Annotated in this window: 17 protein-coding genes, 2 pseudogenes and 1 riboswitch; of the genes and pseudogenes, 1 reads left to right on the top strand and 18 read right to left on the bottom strand. The window is 47.6% G+C overall.

What is annotated here, in order from left to right; genetic code table 11:
• Window positions 1–17: 17 nt before the first annotated feature.
• From sufU to MJQ52_RS15660, 18 genes and pseudogenes are all read right to left on the bottom strand, one after another.
• A complete protein-coding gene (sufU, locus tag MJQ52_RS15745) occupies window positions 18–461 on the bottom strand; it encodes a Fe-S cluster assembly sulfur transfer protein SufU (protein WP_003151877.1) in 444 nt (147 codons plus the stop codon).
• Window positions 451–1,671, bottom strand: a complete 1,221-nt coding sequence (sufS, locus tag MJQ52_RS15740; protein ID WP_007410089.1) for a cysteine desulfurase SufS — start codon at window positions 1,669–1,671, stop codon at window positions 451–453. Before sufS ends, sufU begins: the two co-directional genes overlap by 11 nt.
• Window positions 1,671–2,984: a Fe-S cluster assembly protein SufD gene (gene sufD / locus MJQ52_RS15735; protein ID WP_003151874.1), complete on the bottom strand. Its 1,314-nt coding sequence runs from the start codon at window positions 2,982–2,984 to the stop codon at window positions 1,671–1,673. The genes sufS and sufD overlap by 1 nt, the downstream gene beginning before the upstream one ends.
• Window positions 2,985–3,001: 17 nt before the next feature.
• Window positions 3,002–3,787 carry a Fe-S cluster assembly ATPase SufC gene (gene sufC / locus MJQ52_RS15730; protein ID WP_025853878.1) on the bottom strand — a complete coding sequence of 262 codons (786 nt, stop codon included), beginning with the start codon at window positions 3,785–3,787 and terminating at the stop codon, window positions 3,002–3,004.
• A gap of 176 nt (window positions 3,788–3,963) precedes the next feature.
• Window positions 3,964–4,116, bottom strand: coding sequence for a hypothetical protein (locus tag MJQ52_RS15725; protein ID WP_003151857.1), 153 nt, complete (start codon window positions 4,114–4,116; stop codon window positions 3,964–3,966).
• A gap of 192 nt (window positions 4,117–4,308) precedes the next feature.
• Complete coding sequence (locus MJQ52_RS15720; RefSeq protein ID WP_031306536.1) at window positions 4,309–4,686, bottom strand: carboxymuconolactone decarboxylase family protein; 378 nt, start codon at window positions 4,684–4,686, stop codon at window positions 4,309–4,311.
• A 92-nt stretch (window positions 4,687–4,778) separates the two neighbouring features.
• Complete coding sequence (gene metQ, locus MJQ52_RS15715; RefSeq protein WP_012118382.1) at window positions 4,779–5,594, bottom strand: methionine ABC transporter substrate-binding lipoprotein MetQ; 816 nt, start codon at window positions 5,592–5,594, stop codon at window positions 4,779–4,781.
• Between the two features lie 13 nt (window positions 5,595–5,607).
• Entirely contained in the window at window positions 5,608–6,276 is a 669-nt protein-coding gene (locus MJQ52_RS15710; RefSeq protein ID WP_003151851.1) for a methionine ABC transporter permease, read from the bottom strand.
• Window positions 6,269–7,294 (bottom strand): methionine ABC transporter ATP-binding protein MetN, encoded by a 1,026-nt coding sequence (gene metN / locus MJQ52_RS15705; protein ID WP_003151850.1) that lies wholly within the window; start codon window positions 7,292–7,294, stop codon window positions 6,269–6,271. Before metN ends, MJQ52_RS15710 begins: the two co-directional genes overlap by 8 nt.
• Before the next feature lie 105 nt (window positions 7,295–7,399).
• Window positions 7,400–7,506: riboswitch (SAM riboswitch) on the bottom strand.
• A 110-nt stretch (window positions 7,507–7,616) separates the two neighbouring features.
• Entirely contained in the window at window positions 7,617–7,967 is a 351-nt protein-coding gene (locus MJQ52_RS15700; RefSeq protein WP_003151848.1) for an SCP2 sterol-binding domain-containing protein, read from the bottom strand.
• Between the two features lie 96 nt (window positions 7,968–8,063).
• Window positions 8,064–8,384 (bottom strand): thioredoxin family protein, encoded by a 321-nt coding sequence (locus MJQ52_RS15695; RefSeq protein ID WP_003151847.1) that lies wholly within the window; start codon window positions 8,382–8,384, stop codon window positions 8,064–8,066.
• Between the two features lie 2 nt (window positions 8,385–8,386).
• Entirely contained in the window at window positions 8,387–8,752 is a 366-nt protein-coding gene (locus MJQ52_RS15690) for a toprim domain-containing protein (protein WP_094247515.1), read from the bottom strand.
• Window positions 8,753–8,821: 69 nt separating this feature from the next.
• Window positions 8,822–9,058 (bottom strand): YusG family protein, encoded by a 237-nt coding sequence (locus MJQ52_RS15685; protein WP_003151845.1) that lies wholly within the window; start codon window positions 9,056–9,058, stop codon window positions 8,822–8,824.
• Window positions 9,059–9,112: 54 nt separating this feature from the next.
• Window positions 9,113–9,496 (bottom strand): glycine cleavage system protein GcvH, encoded by a 384-nt coding sequence (gene gcvH / locus MJQ52_RS15680; protein ID WP_003151844.1) that lies wholly within the window; start codon window positions 9,494–9,496, stop codon window positions 9,113–9,115.
• Between the two features lie 59 nt (window positions 9,497–9,555).
• The gene (locus tag MJQ52_RS15675; protein ID WP_094247514.1) at window positions 9,556–9,912 is read right to left on the bottom strand and encodes an arsenate reductase family protein; all 357 of its coding nucleotides are present in this window, start codon (window positions 9,910–9,912) and stop codon (window positions 9,556–9,558) included.
• Between the two features lie 113 nt (window positions 9,913–10,025).
• Window positions 10,026–11,810, bottom strand: a complete 1,785-nt coding sequence (locus tag MJQ52_RS15670; protein WP_007613612.1) for an acyl-CoA dehydrogenase family protein — start codon at window positions 11,808–11,810, stop codon at window positions 10,026–10,028.
• A gap of 19 nt (window positions 11,811–11,829) precedes the next feature.
• Window positions 11,830–13,006: pseudogene (locus MJQ52_RS15665) on the bottom strand (acetyl-CoA C-acetyltransferase).
• Between the two features lie 10 nt (window positions 13,007–13,016).
• Window positions 13,017–15,387: pseudogene (locus tag MJQ52_RS15660) on the bottom strand (3-hydroxyacyl-CoA dehydrogenase NAD-binding domain-containing protein).
• 190 nt (window positions 15,388–15,577) lie between these two features.
• On the opposite strand from MJQ52_RS15660, the gene MJQ52_RS15655 reads away from it, so the two are divergent.
• Complete coding sequence (locus MJQ52_RS15655) at window positions 15,578–15,718, top strand: YuzL family protein (RefSeq protein WP_003151836.1); 141 nt, start codon at window positions 15,578–15,580, stop codon at window positions 15,716–15,718.
• Window positions 15,719–15,728: the final 10 nt, after the last annotated feature.

The following is a 15,728-nucleotide window of genomic DNA, read 5'->3' as shown; positions in this document are numbered from 1 at the left end:
ATTTTCACTCCAATCTTTTAATTGCCGCCTTTTTCGCCAGCGACTCCTTTTTCAAGTGCTTTCCATGAAAGGGTGGCACATTTAATCCGGGCCGGGAATTTCGAAACGCCTTGAAGGGCTTCAATATCCCCGAGATCTATTGAGTCGTCATACTCTTTCCCTTGCATCATGTCTGAGAAAATCTTAGACATGGAAAGGGCGGTATCAATATCTTTTCCTTTAATCGCCTGCGTCATCATGGAAGCTGAAGCCATGGAGATGGAACAGCCTTCCCCTTCAAACTTCGCTTCCTGAACGGTATCGCCGTCAAGCTTCATTGTCAGTCTGATCCGGTCGCCGCAAGTCGGGTTGTTCATATCGACGACGATGCTGTCATCCAAAACCCCTTTGTTGCGCGGATTTTTGTAATGATCCATGATCACTTGTCTGTATAATGTATCTAAATTTGCATTAAAAGACATTTGTAAAGTACTCCTTTGTCTTTTGGAGGGCTTCCGCGAGCTTATCGATCTCTTCCTCTGTATTATACAGATAAAAACTCGCTCTCGCAGTAGCAGATACATCCAGCCATTTCATGAGCGGCTGGGCGCAATGATGGCCGGCTCTGACCGCAATGCCCTCAGCATCGAGGACAGTCGCGACATCATGAGGGTGAACCTCATCAAGATTAAATGTCACAAGTCCCGCCCGCTCTTTCGGACCGTATACCGTCACGCCGTCTAGCTGCTCGAAACGGTCAAGCGCATAGGCTGCAAGTTTATGCTCATGCCGGGAAATCTCGTCGAGTCCGATCTCTTCAAGAAAATCAATCGCGGCTCCCAATCCGATCGCGCCTGCGATAATCGGCGTGCCTGCTTCAAATTTCCACGGAAGCTCTTTCCAAGTTGATTCATAAAGCCCTACAAAGTCGATCATTTCGCCGCCAAATTCGGCCGGCTCCATATTCTCAAGCAGTTCTTTCTTGCCGTACAGCACGCCGATTCCCGTCGGGCCGCACATTTTATGGGAAGAAAGCGCGAAGAAGTCGCAATCCAAGTCCTGAACGTCGATTTTCATGTGCGGTGTGCTTTGCGCCCCGTCCACCACGATGACCGCGCCATTGTCATGAGCGATTTTGGCGATCTCTTTAATCGGGTTGATCGTGCCGAGCACATTTGACACATGAGCGACTGCCACGATCTTCGTATGGCTTGTGACAGTCTGCCGGACGTCGTCCAGTGAAAGCGTGCCGTCTTCCTGCATCGGGATATATTTTAAAGTCGCGCCGGTTGCTTTTACTGCCTGCTGCCACGGAATGATATTCGCATGATGCTCCATTTGGGTGATGACCACCTCATCACCGGGTTTTAAGCTGGCGCGGGCATAGCTCAGCGCCACCATATTCAGTGAAGTTGTCGTGCCTTTTGTGAAAATGACCTCAGCCATTGACTTCGCATTGATAAACTTACGGACTTTTTCACGCGCACCTTCATAGCCGTCTGTCGCTCTCGTGCCAAGAGTATGAACGCCTCTGTGGACATTGGAATTGTATTTGCTGTAATACTGATCCACTGCTTCAATGACAGCCCGCGGCTTCTGGGAAGTCGCCGCGCTGTCAAGGTACACGAGGTCATGTCCGTTCACTTGCTGATGAAGGATCGGGAACTGTTCACGAATATCGGTGATATTCATTATTTTACTTTCCTTTCGATGACGGAGACGAGCTGTTTCTTAACTCCTTCAATCGGAAGCTCTTTTACCACCGGAGCAAGGAATCCGTAAATGACTAAGCGCTCCGCTTCTTCTTTCGGAATTCCGCGGCTCATTAAGTAGTAAAGCTGGATCGGGTCCACACGGCCGACAGATGCCGCATGTCCTGCAGTTACATCGTCTTCATCAATTAAGAGAATCGGGTTTGCATCTCCGCGTGCTTTTTCACTCAGCATCAGGACGCGGGATTCCTGTTCAGCGTTTGCTTTAGACGCGCCGTGCTCGATTTTGCCGATTCCGTTAAAGATGGAAGATGCGGCATCTTTCATGACTCCGTGCTTCAGGATATAGCCTTCAGAAGCCTTACCGAAGTGGATGATCTGCGTCGTAAAGTTTTCCGTCTGTTCTCCTCTTCCGACAACTACGGTTTTCGTATCGCCGTATGTGCCGTCTCCGTAGAGGTTTGTCGTATTTTCAGAAATCGTGTCGCCGTCGTTCATCAGTCCGAGCGCCCACTCGATTTTGCTGTCGCGTCCGCGCGCGGCTCCGCGGCGGTTGACGTATGTTGTGACACCTGCTGACAGGTTGTCAACGGCGCCGTACGTCACGCTGGCATTATCACCTGTGACCACTTCACTGATAATGTTGAATACCGCTTCTTTCGGATTCACCGTGCTGATGTAGTTCTCAACGTAAGTGACGGAGCTGTGGTCTTCAGCGACGATCAGCACGTGGTTGAACAATGCCGTGTCATTGCTTTCATGAACGTAAACGGCCTGAACAGGCGTCTCCACCTGAACGTTTTTAGGAACATAAAGGAATGCCCCGCCGTTCATTAATGCCGCATGAAGCGCAGTCAGTTTATGTTCGTCGACCTTTACGCCGTCTTTCATGAAGTATTTCTCAACGAGGTCGCTGTGCTCACGGGCAGCCGTTAAGATGTCCGTGAAAATGACGCCTTTGTCTTTCAGTTCTTTGGAAAGAGAAAGGAAAGCAGGCGTTTGATCACGCTGCACATATAACGTTTTGTCTTCGTTTTCGATATCGATCAGCGCTTTTGCTTCATCAGCTAAATCTTCTAAAGAAGCAAGCGGCGCGTTTTCTACTGTATGCTTGTTGAACTTTGTAAAGTTCCAATTTGTGATTTTTGTTTTATCAGGCTTAGGCAGCGGCAGATCTTCAGCTTTTTCAAGAGCCTGTAAGCGCAGGTTTTTCAGCCAGGCAGGTTCTTGATGCTTTTCGGAAAAGCCTTTGACATATTCCTGATCTACGGATAGTTTCGTTTCCAATGTCATGATTATCCCCCTAACGCTTACGCTTCTTGGCCTACAGTTTCGTCTTCAATGCCTAGTTCTTGTTTAATCCAGTCATAACCTTCCGCTTCAAGGCGCTGTGCAAGCTCCGCGCCGCCGGATTTCACTACGCGTCCCTGCATCATAACGTGAACGACATCAGGCGTGATGTAGTTCAGAAGGCGCTGGTAGTGAGTGATCATTAAGCAGCCGAAGTTTTCGCTGCGCATTTTGTTAATTCCTTTAGAAACGACTTTAAGCGCATCGATATCAAGACCTGAATCGATCTCGTCAAGAATGGCGATTTTTGGCTCGATCATCATAAGCTGAAGGATTTCGTTGCGTTTTTTCTCCCCGCCTGAGAAACCTTCGTTCAGGTAACGCTGCGCCATTTCAGGGTCCATTTCAAGGAACTCCATGTTTTCGTCCATTTTGCGGATGAATTTCATAAGAGAAATTTCATCGCCTTCTTCACGGCGTGCGTTAATCGCAGAGCGAAGGAAATCGGCATTTGTCACACCGCTGATTTCGCTTGGATACTGCATCGCAAGGAAAAGACCCGCCTGAGCGCGCTCGTCCACTTCCATTTCCAGTACATCTTTGCCGTCAAGCGTGATGCTGCCTTTTGTAACTTCGTATTTCGGGTGTCCCATAATCGCTGCTGAGAGCGTGGATTTACCGGTACCGTTCGGCCCCATGACAGCGTGGAATTCGCCGCCTTTTATTTCAAGGTTTACACCTTTTAAGATCTCTTTTCCTTCGATTTCAACGTGAAGATCCTTGATCGTTAATGTTGAAGCAACCATATCTATACCTCCAAAATATATAATCATTATTCTCAATTTATTCTCATTCTAATTTTATAACAAATGAAAAGTAAATACAACTTTTTATATTACCCGGAACATTCCTAAAGTTTATCAAAGATCAAGGCGTAATTAAAGCTGTTTGAAACAGAAAAAGGGCGGAAATCCACCCTTTTTCACTGACCGATTTTCTCATTAAGCTGCGCTGCGAGGAACTTGCTTTTTTGATATTCAAGCTCCCTCTGCCGTTCGACTTCCATCCTTTTTGAAAGACGCCGTCCGTATTCCTCGTAGCCGATGCCGTGTGACTTCTGCATCGCTTTTTCCATTTCAGGCGTATAGTCAAGGTCCAGTCTCTCGTGGCTGGTGCAGATAATGAATCAATCCCTTCATATATTTGTTTCTATTGTAACAATGATCCGCTGCTCCGGCCAAAGAGTGTGTGCCCCTGAATCCTTTCGAATGTGCCGGAAACCGGCGCTCGCTTTATCTGAAAAACGGTATTCACACGATTGCTCATTCTAATGCGTCGTATGTCCGAATTCCTGAATGCACTGCTGCACGAGGGTCACTCCCTGACTGAGAGCCGCGCCGCCCCCGAATGCCGCCGCGACGCTGATGACCTCAAGGATGTTTTCTTCTGTGGCCCCTTGGTCAAGGCAGCCCTTCGTATGATAAATCATGCAAAATTCATCTTGAGCGCTGATGCTGATGCCCAGAGCGATTAATTGTTTCTCTTTTTCAGTTAATGAATCTGCTGAGAAACACTGCTCAGTAAATTCATTAAACTTCCTCCCCATCATCGGCATTTTTTGCTCGAATATGCCTAAACCTTCTTTATATTGTTTCAATGCGTCATGCACGCTTTTTCCGTTATCCTGGTATTGAGCCACTGCCATTCCCTCCAATCGTTAACCTTCCTTTTTATTATGGACAGTTCTCCGATTAATACCCGAAAAAAACCCCGGATGGATCATCCGGGGTTTTCGCTTTATTCAGATACGGGAAGCACGGCTCCGTCGTATTTTTTCTCAATAAAGTCTTTGATTTTCTTAGAATGAAGCACTTCCATAAGCGCTTTGATTTTCTCTGATTTTTCGTCACCTTTGCGTACGGCGATGATGTTTGCGTACGGGTTGTTTTTCGTTGATTCCACTTGAATCGCATCTTTTAACGGATTCAGTTTGTTTTGAATCGCATAGTTGACGTTAATGAAGACTGCATCGCCTTCTTCTTCATTATATGCTTTCGCCGTTAATTCAGGGGCGATTTTTTTGAATGTCAGGTTTTTCGGGTTTTTCGTAATGTTTTTCGTCGTCGCTTCAATCGTTTTTACCTTCGGATCAAGTGTGATCAGTCCGGCTTTTTCAAGCATCGCCAGCATACGGCCTTGTTCAGCGACATTGTTAGTCATGATGATGGTCGCGCCTTTAGGCAGGTCTTTCAGTGATTTGTATTTTTTCGTGTAAATTCCGAATGGCTCAAGGTGAACGGCTCCGGCATTCACGAGTTTGTAATCTTTATTTTCTTTCATTTCCTGTTCAAGGTAAGGAACGTGCTGGAAGTAGTTCGCATCCACTTCATTATCAGCTAACGCTTTGTTGTACATTTTGTAATCGTTCAGCACTTTTACTTTTAATGTGTAGCCTTTTTCCTTCAAGAGCGGTTCCGCTTCTTTTAAGATTTCAGCATGCGGTGTTTTTGTCGCGGCGACGACGATTTCCTTTTTATTCGAGCCGTTTGATCCGCAGGCGGCTAAAACTCCCGCGAACACAAGCAGCAGCGCACTTAATACAATCTTTTTCAATGTAAATCCTCCCTTATCTTTTGTCTATTATATTTGTAATTACATCACCGATAATCTGAATGATAAAGACGATGATGAGTATAAATACTGTCGCTACAAACGTTACATCCGTATTATTGGACTGGTAGCCTTCTACATATGCAAGGTTTCCGAGTCCGCCTGAACCGATAGCGCCGGCAATGGCGGTAGATCCGATCAGGGCGATGGCCGTAACGGTGATGCCTGAAATTAACGCAGGCATTGATTCAGGAATCAGCACTTTGAAAATAATCGTCGATGTCTTTGCTCCCATTGATCTGGCAGCTTCGATGACTCCTTTATCGACTTCCCGGAGCGCAATTTCCGCAAGACGGGCGTAAAACGGCGCGGAGCCGATAATCAGCGCCGGCAATGCGGCATTCGGTCCTAAAATCGATCCGACCAAAATCTTAGTAAAGCCGAGAAGCAGAATAATTAAAATAAGAAACGGAATAGACCTGAAAATATTAACGACCGCCGCAATCACGGTGTTAATGATTTTATTTTCCCATAAGCTTCCCTTGCCCGTTAAAAAGAGCAGAAGACCGAGAATCGCTCCGATGATAAATGAAAAAACTAAAGCGATGACCGTCATATAAAGGGTCTCGTATGTGGCCGTCCAGAGCTCGGTTATATCAACGTTCGGGAACCATTTTTCAAACATTTGTGATCACCTCTGCTTCTACCTGTTTGTCTTTGATGAACCGGATCACGTTTTCTACTTCTTTTTCCTGACCGTCAATATGAATGAATAATGAACCGTAAGCTCCGTCCTTCGTCTGTGAAATTTTCCCCTGCAGAATATTGACGTCCACATCAAAGTTTCGGATCATTTCCGTAATGAGGGGCTGCTCGGCGGCCTGCCCGACAAATGAAAGCTGAATCGTTTTCCCTGTCGCTGTTTCCTGCAGAAAATGCTGGATGGTTTCTTTCGTCTCTTCCGGTTCTGTCACCTGCTGAACGAAACGCTTGGTCATCGGTTCGCGCGGGTTTCTGAAAACTTGAAGTACTTCGCCTTCTTCAACGACTTTCCCGTTTTCCATGACGGCGACTCTGTTGCAGATTTTTCGGATGACGTGCATTTCATGGGTAATGAGCACGATCGTCAGACCGAGTCTGTCATTTATATCGGATAAAAGATCCAAAATTGAATCGGTCGTCTGCGGATCGAGCGCTGATGTCGCTTCATCGCACAGAAGGACTTTCGGATTATTGGCGAGCGCCCGGGCGATGCCGACACGCTGCTTTTGACCGCCGCTCAGCTGCGACGGATAAGATTTTTCTTTCCCCTCTAATCCGACCAGTTTAATCAATTCATCAGCGCGGCGGACCCGTTCGCTTTTTTTCACGCCGGCGATTTCCAGCGGGAACATAATATTCTCCCGGACGGTGCGCGACCACAAAAGGTTAAAATGCTGGAAGATCATGCTGATTTCCTGGCGCGCTTTTCTCAGCCCGCGGCTGCTTACTTTATTTAATTCCGTCCCCGCGACTTCCACGGTTCCCGACGTCGGCTTTTCAAGGCCGTTCAGGAGACGGATTAAGGAACTTTTACCAGCTCCGCTATATCCTATAATTCCAAATATTTCGCCCTTTTTGATATCAAGAGTGACATCTTGGACAGCATTGACATCCCCATGCTTCGCTTTGTAAATTTTTGAAACATTTTGAAGATGGATCAAAGCAATCACCCGCCTTACACTATTCTAAGAAATCTTCCGGGTTTCTCCGCAAAAGAAAAGCCTTTCTGCAAAAATGAGCAGAAAGGCTTATTGAAAAAGGCCTTTCTCTCATCTTTCAAAGCAGACCGCTTCGAGTGAATTGGCACCATTTCAACATTGTTGATGGTTGCCGGGCTTCATAGGGCACTTCCCTCCACCTCTCTTGATAAGAGAAAACATATCGTATTTTCGTCCGGAAATTCTTACTGTAGAATAGCACGGCGAATGATAAAAAGTCAATAAAATAAATATTGGAAGCTATTGTCACATAGTAGATTGGCAGTTACGGCCGTTTACTGATCGCCTGAAAAAATCCGTTTGTCAGCCAGAGGATGGCCTCCAGCTTCAGCAGGGCTCTGAATGATCCTTTCACTTTGAGTTTTCCGCTTTGGATAAGCTTTTGCAAAGAGACATCACCATGCAGGAGATGGATGATTTCCGTCTGGTTTCCGTAAAAGGTCAAATTAGATTTTTCCTTTGAAGCCGACGTTTTTCTCATTTCTCCCTGTCCGTTAATTGAGACCGTTAAGGCTTCTGTTTCTCCTTGGAATGTAATCAGCAGCGTTGAGGCGTTTAATAGCGGTTTCAAAAACAGATGCTGTCCGTCATTCTCTGAAACTTCTATTTTCTCCACTCGTATAACCTCCCGTTTTAATGGCCATACATACACTTTCTCTTTTTAACGGACAGAACCCTTTATAAACCGCACGACATTTTCCTGTAAATATTGTCACATCGGGAACGTTTGCGATGTTTTTTGTTTAATCAGCTCATATAAATAGGAAACGGAGCGGAAGGCGTATCCTTTCTCAACAAGCTCTCCGCCTTTAAACAGCAAAAAGCACGGAACGCTTTCAATCTGATAGGCTTTGGCGAATGCGGGGGAATAATTCACGTTGTTTTTATAGAAGGCGGCGCCGGGCAGCATTTCTTCGACGACAGTAAGCATTTTGGACGCCAGCTGGCATGTGCCGCAAAACGGGGTGTACAAATACAGGAGATAAACGTCATCCTGAATCGATTCGAGTTCATTTTCTTGGAGTTCTTTCATGATTACCACCTCAGGTCGTTCTTTTTCAAAAATACAGTGTCAGCATCAAAGCCGGCTCTGATCAGCACAGATGCGAGATGATGGCCCGGGCACGACTCGACTTGCCTGTATGTTCTGTCTATATAAATATGGCACGCTTCGGGAAGCTCCCGTTTCAGCTGTTTTCTTAGTTTTTCTCCGGAGTCATCTGCGTCCGTTAAAATATAGACGTCTCTGTCAAACAGGCGGTCCGCCAAATCTTCCAGTTCGGTTTGGCCGATCGTCCCGTTTGTACAGACGATTTCCGCGGGTTCGATGAGCACTTCCCTGACTTTGATTTTATCAGATTTTCCTTCTACGATAATGACCTTTTCATCTCCGTTGTACATAAGCGCGTCACCTGCCGATTGTTTTAGCGTCAGATTGAAAAAGAAGGCAGTGAAATTCACCGCCAACTGTTAACACCAGCCATTCTCATAATCGCAATCGACATATTTCGGATCGCTGCCGTTTATGACATCGGCTGTTTTATAAAATTTTTGATTTTCAAATGAAAAGCCCTGTTTGAGCTCGTACTGGTCCATGCCTGTCATCTCGCCGATGGCTTCATTTTCATGAAACAAGGAAAACCGGCCGTTTTGAAAGCGGCCCGTGACGTTCTCCGTCACATCGACCTTTTGTTTATCAAAAGCCATTTTAGACACCTCCCGTTACAGATAGAGTGTCCAAATGGCCCCTTTGCTATCCGATCAGTCTTCCTGTGTCATTTCGTCATATTGCTCAGAAGTCATGAGGTTTTCGATTTCTTCAGCATCAGCCGGTTCCACGACGATCATCCACGCTTTTTCATACGGAGACTCGTTTACGAATTCCGGACTGTCATCAAGGTCTTCGTTCACTTCCGTCACCGTTCCGTTAATCGGTGCGTACAGTTCGGATACGGTTTTGACGGATTCCACGCTGCCGAATGGCTCGTCCGCTTTAATTTCGGCGCCGACTTCCGGAAGCTCGACAAATACGATGTCGCCAAGTTCGGCTTGCGCGAAATGTGTAATCCCGATACGGGCTTTTCCGTCCTCAACTTTGACCCATTCGTGCTCTTTGGAATAACGCATATCTTTCGGTGTGCTCATCTAAATCCCTCCATTTTTTTCTTATAATAAGAAGATACCATAATTCTTTGAACCTGGCATTACATCCAATATTTTTCGAATTGGTCTTCTTTAAAGCCGACAGTGACTTTTTCGCCGTCTGTCGTAATCGGGCGTTTCAGGAGCATACCGTCTGATGCAAGGAGTTCAAGCTGTTCATCCTCTGACATATGATACAGTTTTTCCTTTAAGTTCAGCTCGCGGTATTTCATTCCGCTCGTGTTGAAAAACTTTTTCAGCTCAAGACCGCTCTTTTCATAGAGTTCTTTAATTTCTTCTTTCGACGGAGTTTCCTCCGCGATATGTATTTCGTTTATTTCCTTACCGCGGTCTTCCAGCCATTTTTTCGCATTACGGCACGTTCCGCATTTAGGGTACCAGTAAAAATTTAACGACATCTTCTTCACCCCTTGTAAATGATCGTCGTTATTTTAACACAATCACTTGTAAAAACCTATAACGTTGCTTCATGAAAAAGCGCCCCTGATGAAGGAGCGCTTTCAGCATGTGATCAGACCGTATATTTTTCTTCACGGAAGACGGCTGCTGCCGCTTCACGTTTTTTCTGAATGAGGTTTTTCGGCGTCAGGCGCGTCAGTTTGCGCAGCACGGAAAGCATCATGCGGAGGGAATCTCCTTCCTCCATGGCGATCAGTGATTCTTTGGCGTGCGCTTCAATGTTCTGAAGGGCTTCCTGGGCAAAGATTTCCGTATATAACAGCTTCTGCGCGGCTTTTTCGGCACCGTCCGCCGCAATTGCTTTTTCCGTTCTGAGGACGGCGGATTCCAAAGCGTACAGCGCGCTGACAATATCGGCAATGTTCACCATGATTTCCTGCTCGCCTTCGATCTCTTTGCCGTATTTCTGCGCCGCGAGACCCGCTGTCAAGAGGGCGATCTTTTTCGCCTGTCTGACAATGTATTTTTCCTGTTCAAGAGGTTCTGAGCCCGGCTCTTCAGGCATCAGCATCATGAGTTCTTCTTGGAGCGCTTTTGCTTTTTCAAAGAGCGGCAGCTGACCTTTTACGGCTTTTTTCAGAAACGTGCTCGTTACGATCAGGCGGTTGATTTCATTTGTGCCTTCAAAAATCCTGTTGATTCTTGAGTCGCGATAGGCGCGCTCCACTTCATATTCCTGCATAAATCCGTAACCGCCGTGAATTTGAACGCCTTCGTCGGCAATGTAATCAAGCGTTTCAGAACCGCACATTTTGTTGAGCGAGCATTCAATCGCGTACTCGGCGATGGACTTCGCGACTTCGCGTCCGTCTTTTTGCTCCTCTTCCGTCAGTCTGCTCATATTATCTTCGAATAAGCCTACTGTTCTGTATACAGAGCTCTCCATGGCGTAAAGCCGGGCTGACATCGTCGCAAGCTTTTCCTGAGTGAGCGTGAAGCTTGAGATCGGCGTTTTAAATTGCCGGCGCTGGTTTGCATAAGCGGCAGACAGCTCAATCACCCGTTTTGAAGCGCCGATTGTGCCGACGGCAAGCTTGTAGCGCCCGATATTCAGAATATTAAAGGCGATGACATGGCCTTTTCCGATTTCGCCGAGAAGATTTTCTTTCGGGACTTCCGCCTGATCTAAAATCAGCGTTCTTGTCGATGAACCCTTAATCCCCATTTTTTTCTCTTCCGGTCCCGTTGATACGCCCGGATAGTTCTTTTCTACGATAAATGCGGAAAATTTATCTCCGTCCACTTTAGCGTAGACGACAAAGACATCTGCAAAGGCGGAGTTTGTAATCCATTGCTTTTCCCCGTTAAGAATATAGTGTGTGCCCGCTTCATTCAAAACAGCCGTCGTTTTCGCGCCGAGGGCATCTGAACCTGAACCGGGCTCAGTTAAGGCGTATGCCGCGATTCTTTGTCCTGAAGCCAAGTCCGGCAAATAGGTTTTTTTCTGTTCTTCCGTTCCGAAGAACACAATCGGCAATGAACCGATACCGACGTGAGCGCCGTAAGATAGCGAAAAGCTGCCGGCACGTGAAAACTTTTCCGTAATGAAGGCTGAACTGATTTTATCCAGGCCGATTCCGCCGTACTCTTCAGGCACGTCTGCTCCGAGGAGGCCGAGATCTCCGGCTTTTTTCAGCAGTCTGACCGAATGCTCGAACTGATGGTTTTCAATTTCATCTATATAAGGAAGCACATCGTTTACGACATAGTCTTCTGTCGTTTTGCCGATCATTTTATGTTCGTCTGTAAAGTCCTCCGGAGTGAATATTTGATCATATCCCGTCTCTTCAATCAGAAAGCTGCCGCCTTTTTTGACGTTGACCGTTTCCTGTTTCATGCTTCGTTTCCCCCTTGTTTTAAATGAGCTCAAATACGCCGGCAGCGCCCATGCCGCCTCCGATGCACATCGTCACCACGCCGAATTGCTCGTTTCTCCGTTTCATTTCATGAATGAGTGACAGGGTCAGCTTCGTCCCCGTGCATCCGAGCGGATGTCCGAGCGCGATGGCGCCTCCGTTGACGTTCACCTTTTCTTCATCAATCCCGAGCGATCTGATGACTTGAATGGCCTGTGAAGCAAAGGCCTCATTCAATTCAAAAAGCCCGATATCCTGTAATTCGAGTCCGGCAAGCTTGAGCGCCCGCGGAATGGCTTCAATCGGACCGATCCCCATTACCTCAGGGGGAACGCCGCCTACGGCAAAGGAACGGAATTTGACAAGCGGGGCCAATCCGAGCGACGAAGCTTTTTCGCGATCCATCAGCATGACAGCCGCCGCGCCGTCACTCGTTTGTGAAGAGTTCCCGGCCGTCACGGTTCCCGTTTTAGAAAAAGCCGGGCGGAGCTTCGCCAAGACGTCAGCCGATGTGCCGGGGCGCACGCCTTCATCCTGAGAAAAGGTAAATTGTTTTTTCCGCGGCTTATGGTCATCCCCGACTTCTGTCAGCGATACTTCAACCGGCACGATTTCGTCATTGAATTTCCCCTCTTTAAGGGCTTTCGCGGCATTCTGATGGCTGCGGACTGCAAATGCATCCTGGTCTTCTCTGGATACGCCGTACGTTTCGGCGACCTGCTCCGCCGTATGCCCCATGCTCATGTAATACTCAGGCGCATGCTCCGCCAAAGCGATATTCGGCCGTGTCACATGCCCCATCATCGGAACTTGCGACATGGATTCCGCACCGCCGGCGATTACGGTGTCACCCGCGCCGATCATAATTTTTTCAGCACCGTAAGCGATGGATTGGAGCCCGGAAGAGCAGTAGCGGTTCACCGTAATGGCCGGCACCGTATGAGGAAGCCCCGCCAGCGCACCGATATTCCGCGCCATATTTAATCCTTGTTCGGCTTCAGGTGTTGCACATCCGATAATTAAGTCATCGATATTTCCTTCATAGCCGCCTGCCCGTTTCAGCGTTTCTTTTACACAAAGCGCGCCTAAATCATCAGGACGAACGGCTGCAAGCGATCCTTTTTTTCGCTTTACCGACCGGGGTTCTCGCACCGGCCACAATGACTGCTTCTCTCATAAACACCCTCCTAGTTCCGTAAAGGTTTGCCTTTGACGAGCATATGCTGCATTCTCGCTTGAGATTTCGCCTCGCCAGCGAGGCTTAAAAAGGCTTCTCTTTCAATCTCGAGTAAATATTCTTCTGAAACCTCCGTGCCGAACGGGACTCTTCCGCCGGCAATGACATGGGCCAGCTTCTTCGCAATCTTCATATCGTGATCGGATAAATAACCCGACCGTCTCATTTGGTCTGCTCCGAGCAGTAATGCCGCACAGCCGGTTTCTCCGGTGACTTTCACTTTTTTTGCGGGCAGGCGGACGGTATCCGCTGTCATATAAGGAAGCAGCCAGCTGTTTCGCATCGTGCAGCAGGTGATCCTGATTCATGCTGATACGGTCTGCCGCGGACAAAATCTTCATGTCACGGGCTTCGTGTGCCGAACCGGACACCTTGGCAAGCGCGATTGTTTCAAAGGTTTTAATCGCTGCGTCCATCAGTTCACTTCCGCCGTCCAAATAATTGATGTACAGCTCTTTGTTTCCTCCGCCGCCCGGAATAAGGCCGACGCCGGTTTCAACGAGACCCATATACGATTCGCTCGCCGCCTGAACGCGTGCCGCCGGGAGACAGACTTCCGTGCCGCCGCCGAGTGTCATCCCGAATGGCGCCGCTACAACGGGTTTAGCGCTGTATTTGATGTTCAGCATCGTCTGCTGAAAACGGCGGATGACAAAATCGACTTCCATGAAGTTATCATCCTGGGCTTCCATTAAAATCATCGCAAGGTTTGCTCCCGCGCAGAAATGTCTGCCTTGGTTACCGATGACAAGACCTTTATAATTCCGCTCCGTTTCCTCAAGCGCATTGTCAATCATCTGAATACTGTCTAAGCCGATCGCGTTGCTTTTCGTATGAAATTCCAGCAGCGCGACATCATCGCCGAGATCAATCAGACTTGCGCCGCTGTTTTTAGTGATAACGCCTTTTGTTTCTTTTAACGTCTGCAGGCTGATCCGTTTCGGATTTTCTTTCACAGCCCTGTATTGGCCGTCTGAATAATAAAATTGAGTTCCGTTTTCCTTCATATAAAATGTTTCATGGCCCTGATCAAGCATTTCTTTCACCCAGCCGGGGAGTGCTGCGCCTTCTTCTTCGAGCCGCTCCGCTGATTTTCTGACGCCGATGGCATCCCACATCTCAAACGGTCCGAGCTCCCATCCGAAGCCCCATTTCATGGCGTCATCAATTGCTTTGATATCATCAGCGATCTCACCTAAAAGCCGGGCTGAGTATAAGAGTGTTTGCGATGTGATATTCCAAAGCAGGCGTCCGGCGCGGTCATCGGAATATACAAGCGCTTTCATTTTGCCTTTGGCACCCTTTGCCTGTTTGGCGGCTTCTAAAGCGGGCGTCTTCATTTTCGAGCGCTCACCGTATGTCATGGTCAGCGGATCGAGTTCATATATTGTTTTACCTTCTTTTTTGTAAAATCCTTGGCCTGATTTGCTGCCCAGCCAATTGTTTTTCAGCATGTCATTCATAAATTCAGGAAGCTTAAACATGTCTTTTTCAGCGCCGTCGGCTTTATCATACACATTTTTTGCCACATGAGCGAAAGTATCAAGCCCCACAACGTCAAGGGTTCTGAAGGTCGCGCTTTTCGGTCTGCCGATCAAAGGCCCGGTCACCGTGTCCACCTCGCCGATGCGGCAGCCGGAAGAAAGCATTTCTCTTACCGTGACCAGCAGGCCGTACGTACCGATGCGGTTGGCGATAAAGTTAGGCGTGTCTTTTGCGATGACGACACCTTTCCCAAGCGTGTTTTCTGCAAATGAAGTCATAAACTCCAGCACGTCAGGATCTGTTTCCTGAATCGGAATGATTTCCAGAAGCTTCAAGTAGCGGGCCGGATTAAAGAAATGGGTTCCTAAGAAATGAGCTTTAAAATCGGCAGATCGGCCTTCCGCCATTTTTGTGACGGAGATACCGGACGTATTGCTCGACACGATGCTTCCCTGTTTCCGGTATTCATCAACGAGTGAGAAAATCTGTTTTTTCACGTCAAGATTTTCGACGACGACTTCAATAATCCAATCAGCATCCTTCAATTGAGCTGCGTCATCTTCCAAATTCCCCGCCGTTATATAGTCGAGATTGGCAGCCGAAGTCAGCGGCGCCGGTTTTTGCTTCAGCAGCTTTTGCATGGCCGATCGGCTCAGTCTGCTGCGGACCTCCGGGCTTTCTAATGTCAGCCCTTTTTTCATCTCATCCTTTGTCAGCTCGTTTGGCACAATATCAAGCAGCAGGACGGGAATTCCGATGTTAGCCAAGTGCGCGGCAATTCCGGACCCCATGACGCCTGATCCGAGAACGGCTGCTTTCTTTATAAACTTGTGCATGAGTCATCCCCCTTGAACTTTGAATGAATAGTCATTCATTTTTTCGGCAAAAAAAATGAAACCCTTTTCTTCTTTCATCTTAAAAGATTTTCAGGATGACTTCAATAGCAAATATGGAATTTTTTTAAATTTTTCGGCTTCCGCATGTTCCATGGCGCGGGCGGGAAACTTAAACCCGGAGGTGAAGGGAATGGTGCGAGGGAGAAAAGATCCGTCTTCTGCCGCAGTGAGCGCGGCCAGCATGAAAGGAAATGCGGGACCGAAGCAAAAATACGGCGGCGGCAAACGGACGAGCCAAAATCAGCAATATAAAAAAGACAACATGGAATAACATACTGCGG

The organism is Bacillus sp. jun7 (assembly GCF_051034795.1).
Classification (GTDB): domain Bacteria; phylum Bacillota; class Bacilli; order Bacillales; family Bacillaceae; genus Bacillus; species Bacillus velezensis.
This window is presented reverse-complemented; position numbering and strand designations above follow the sequence as displayed.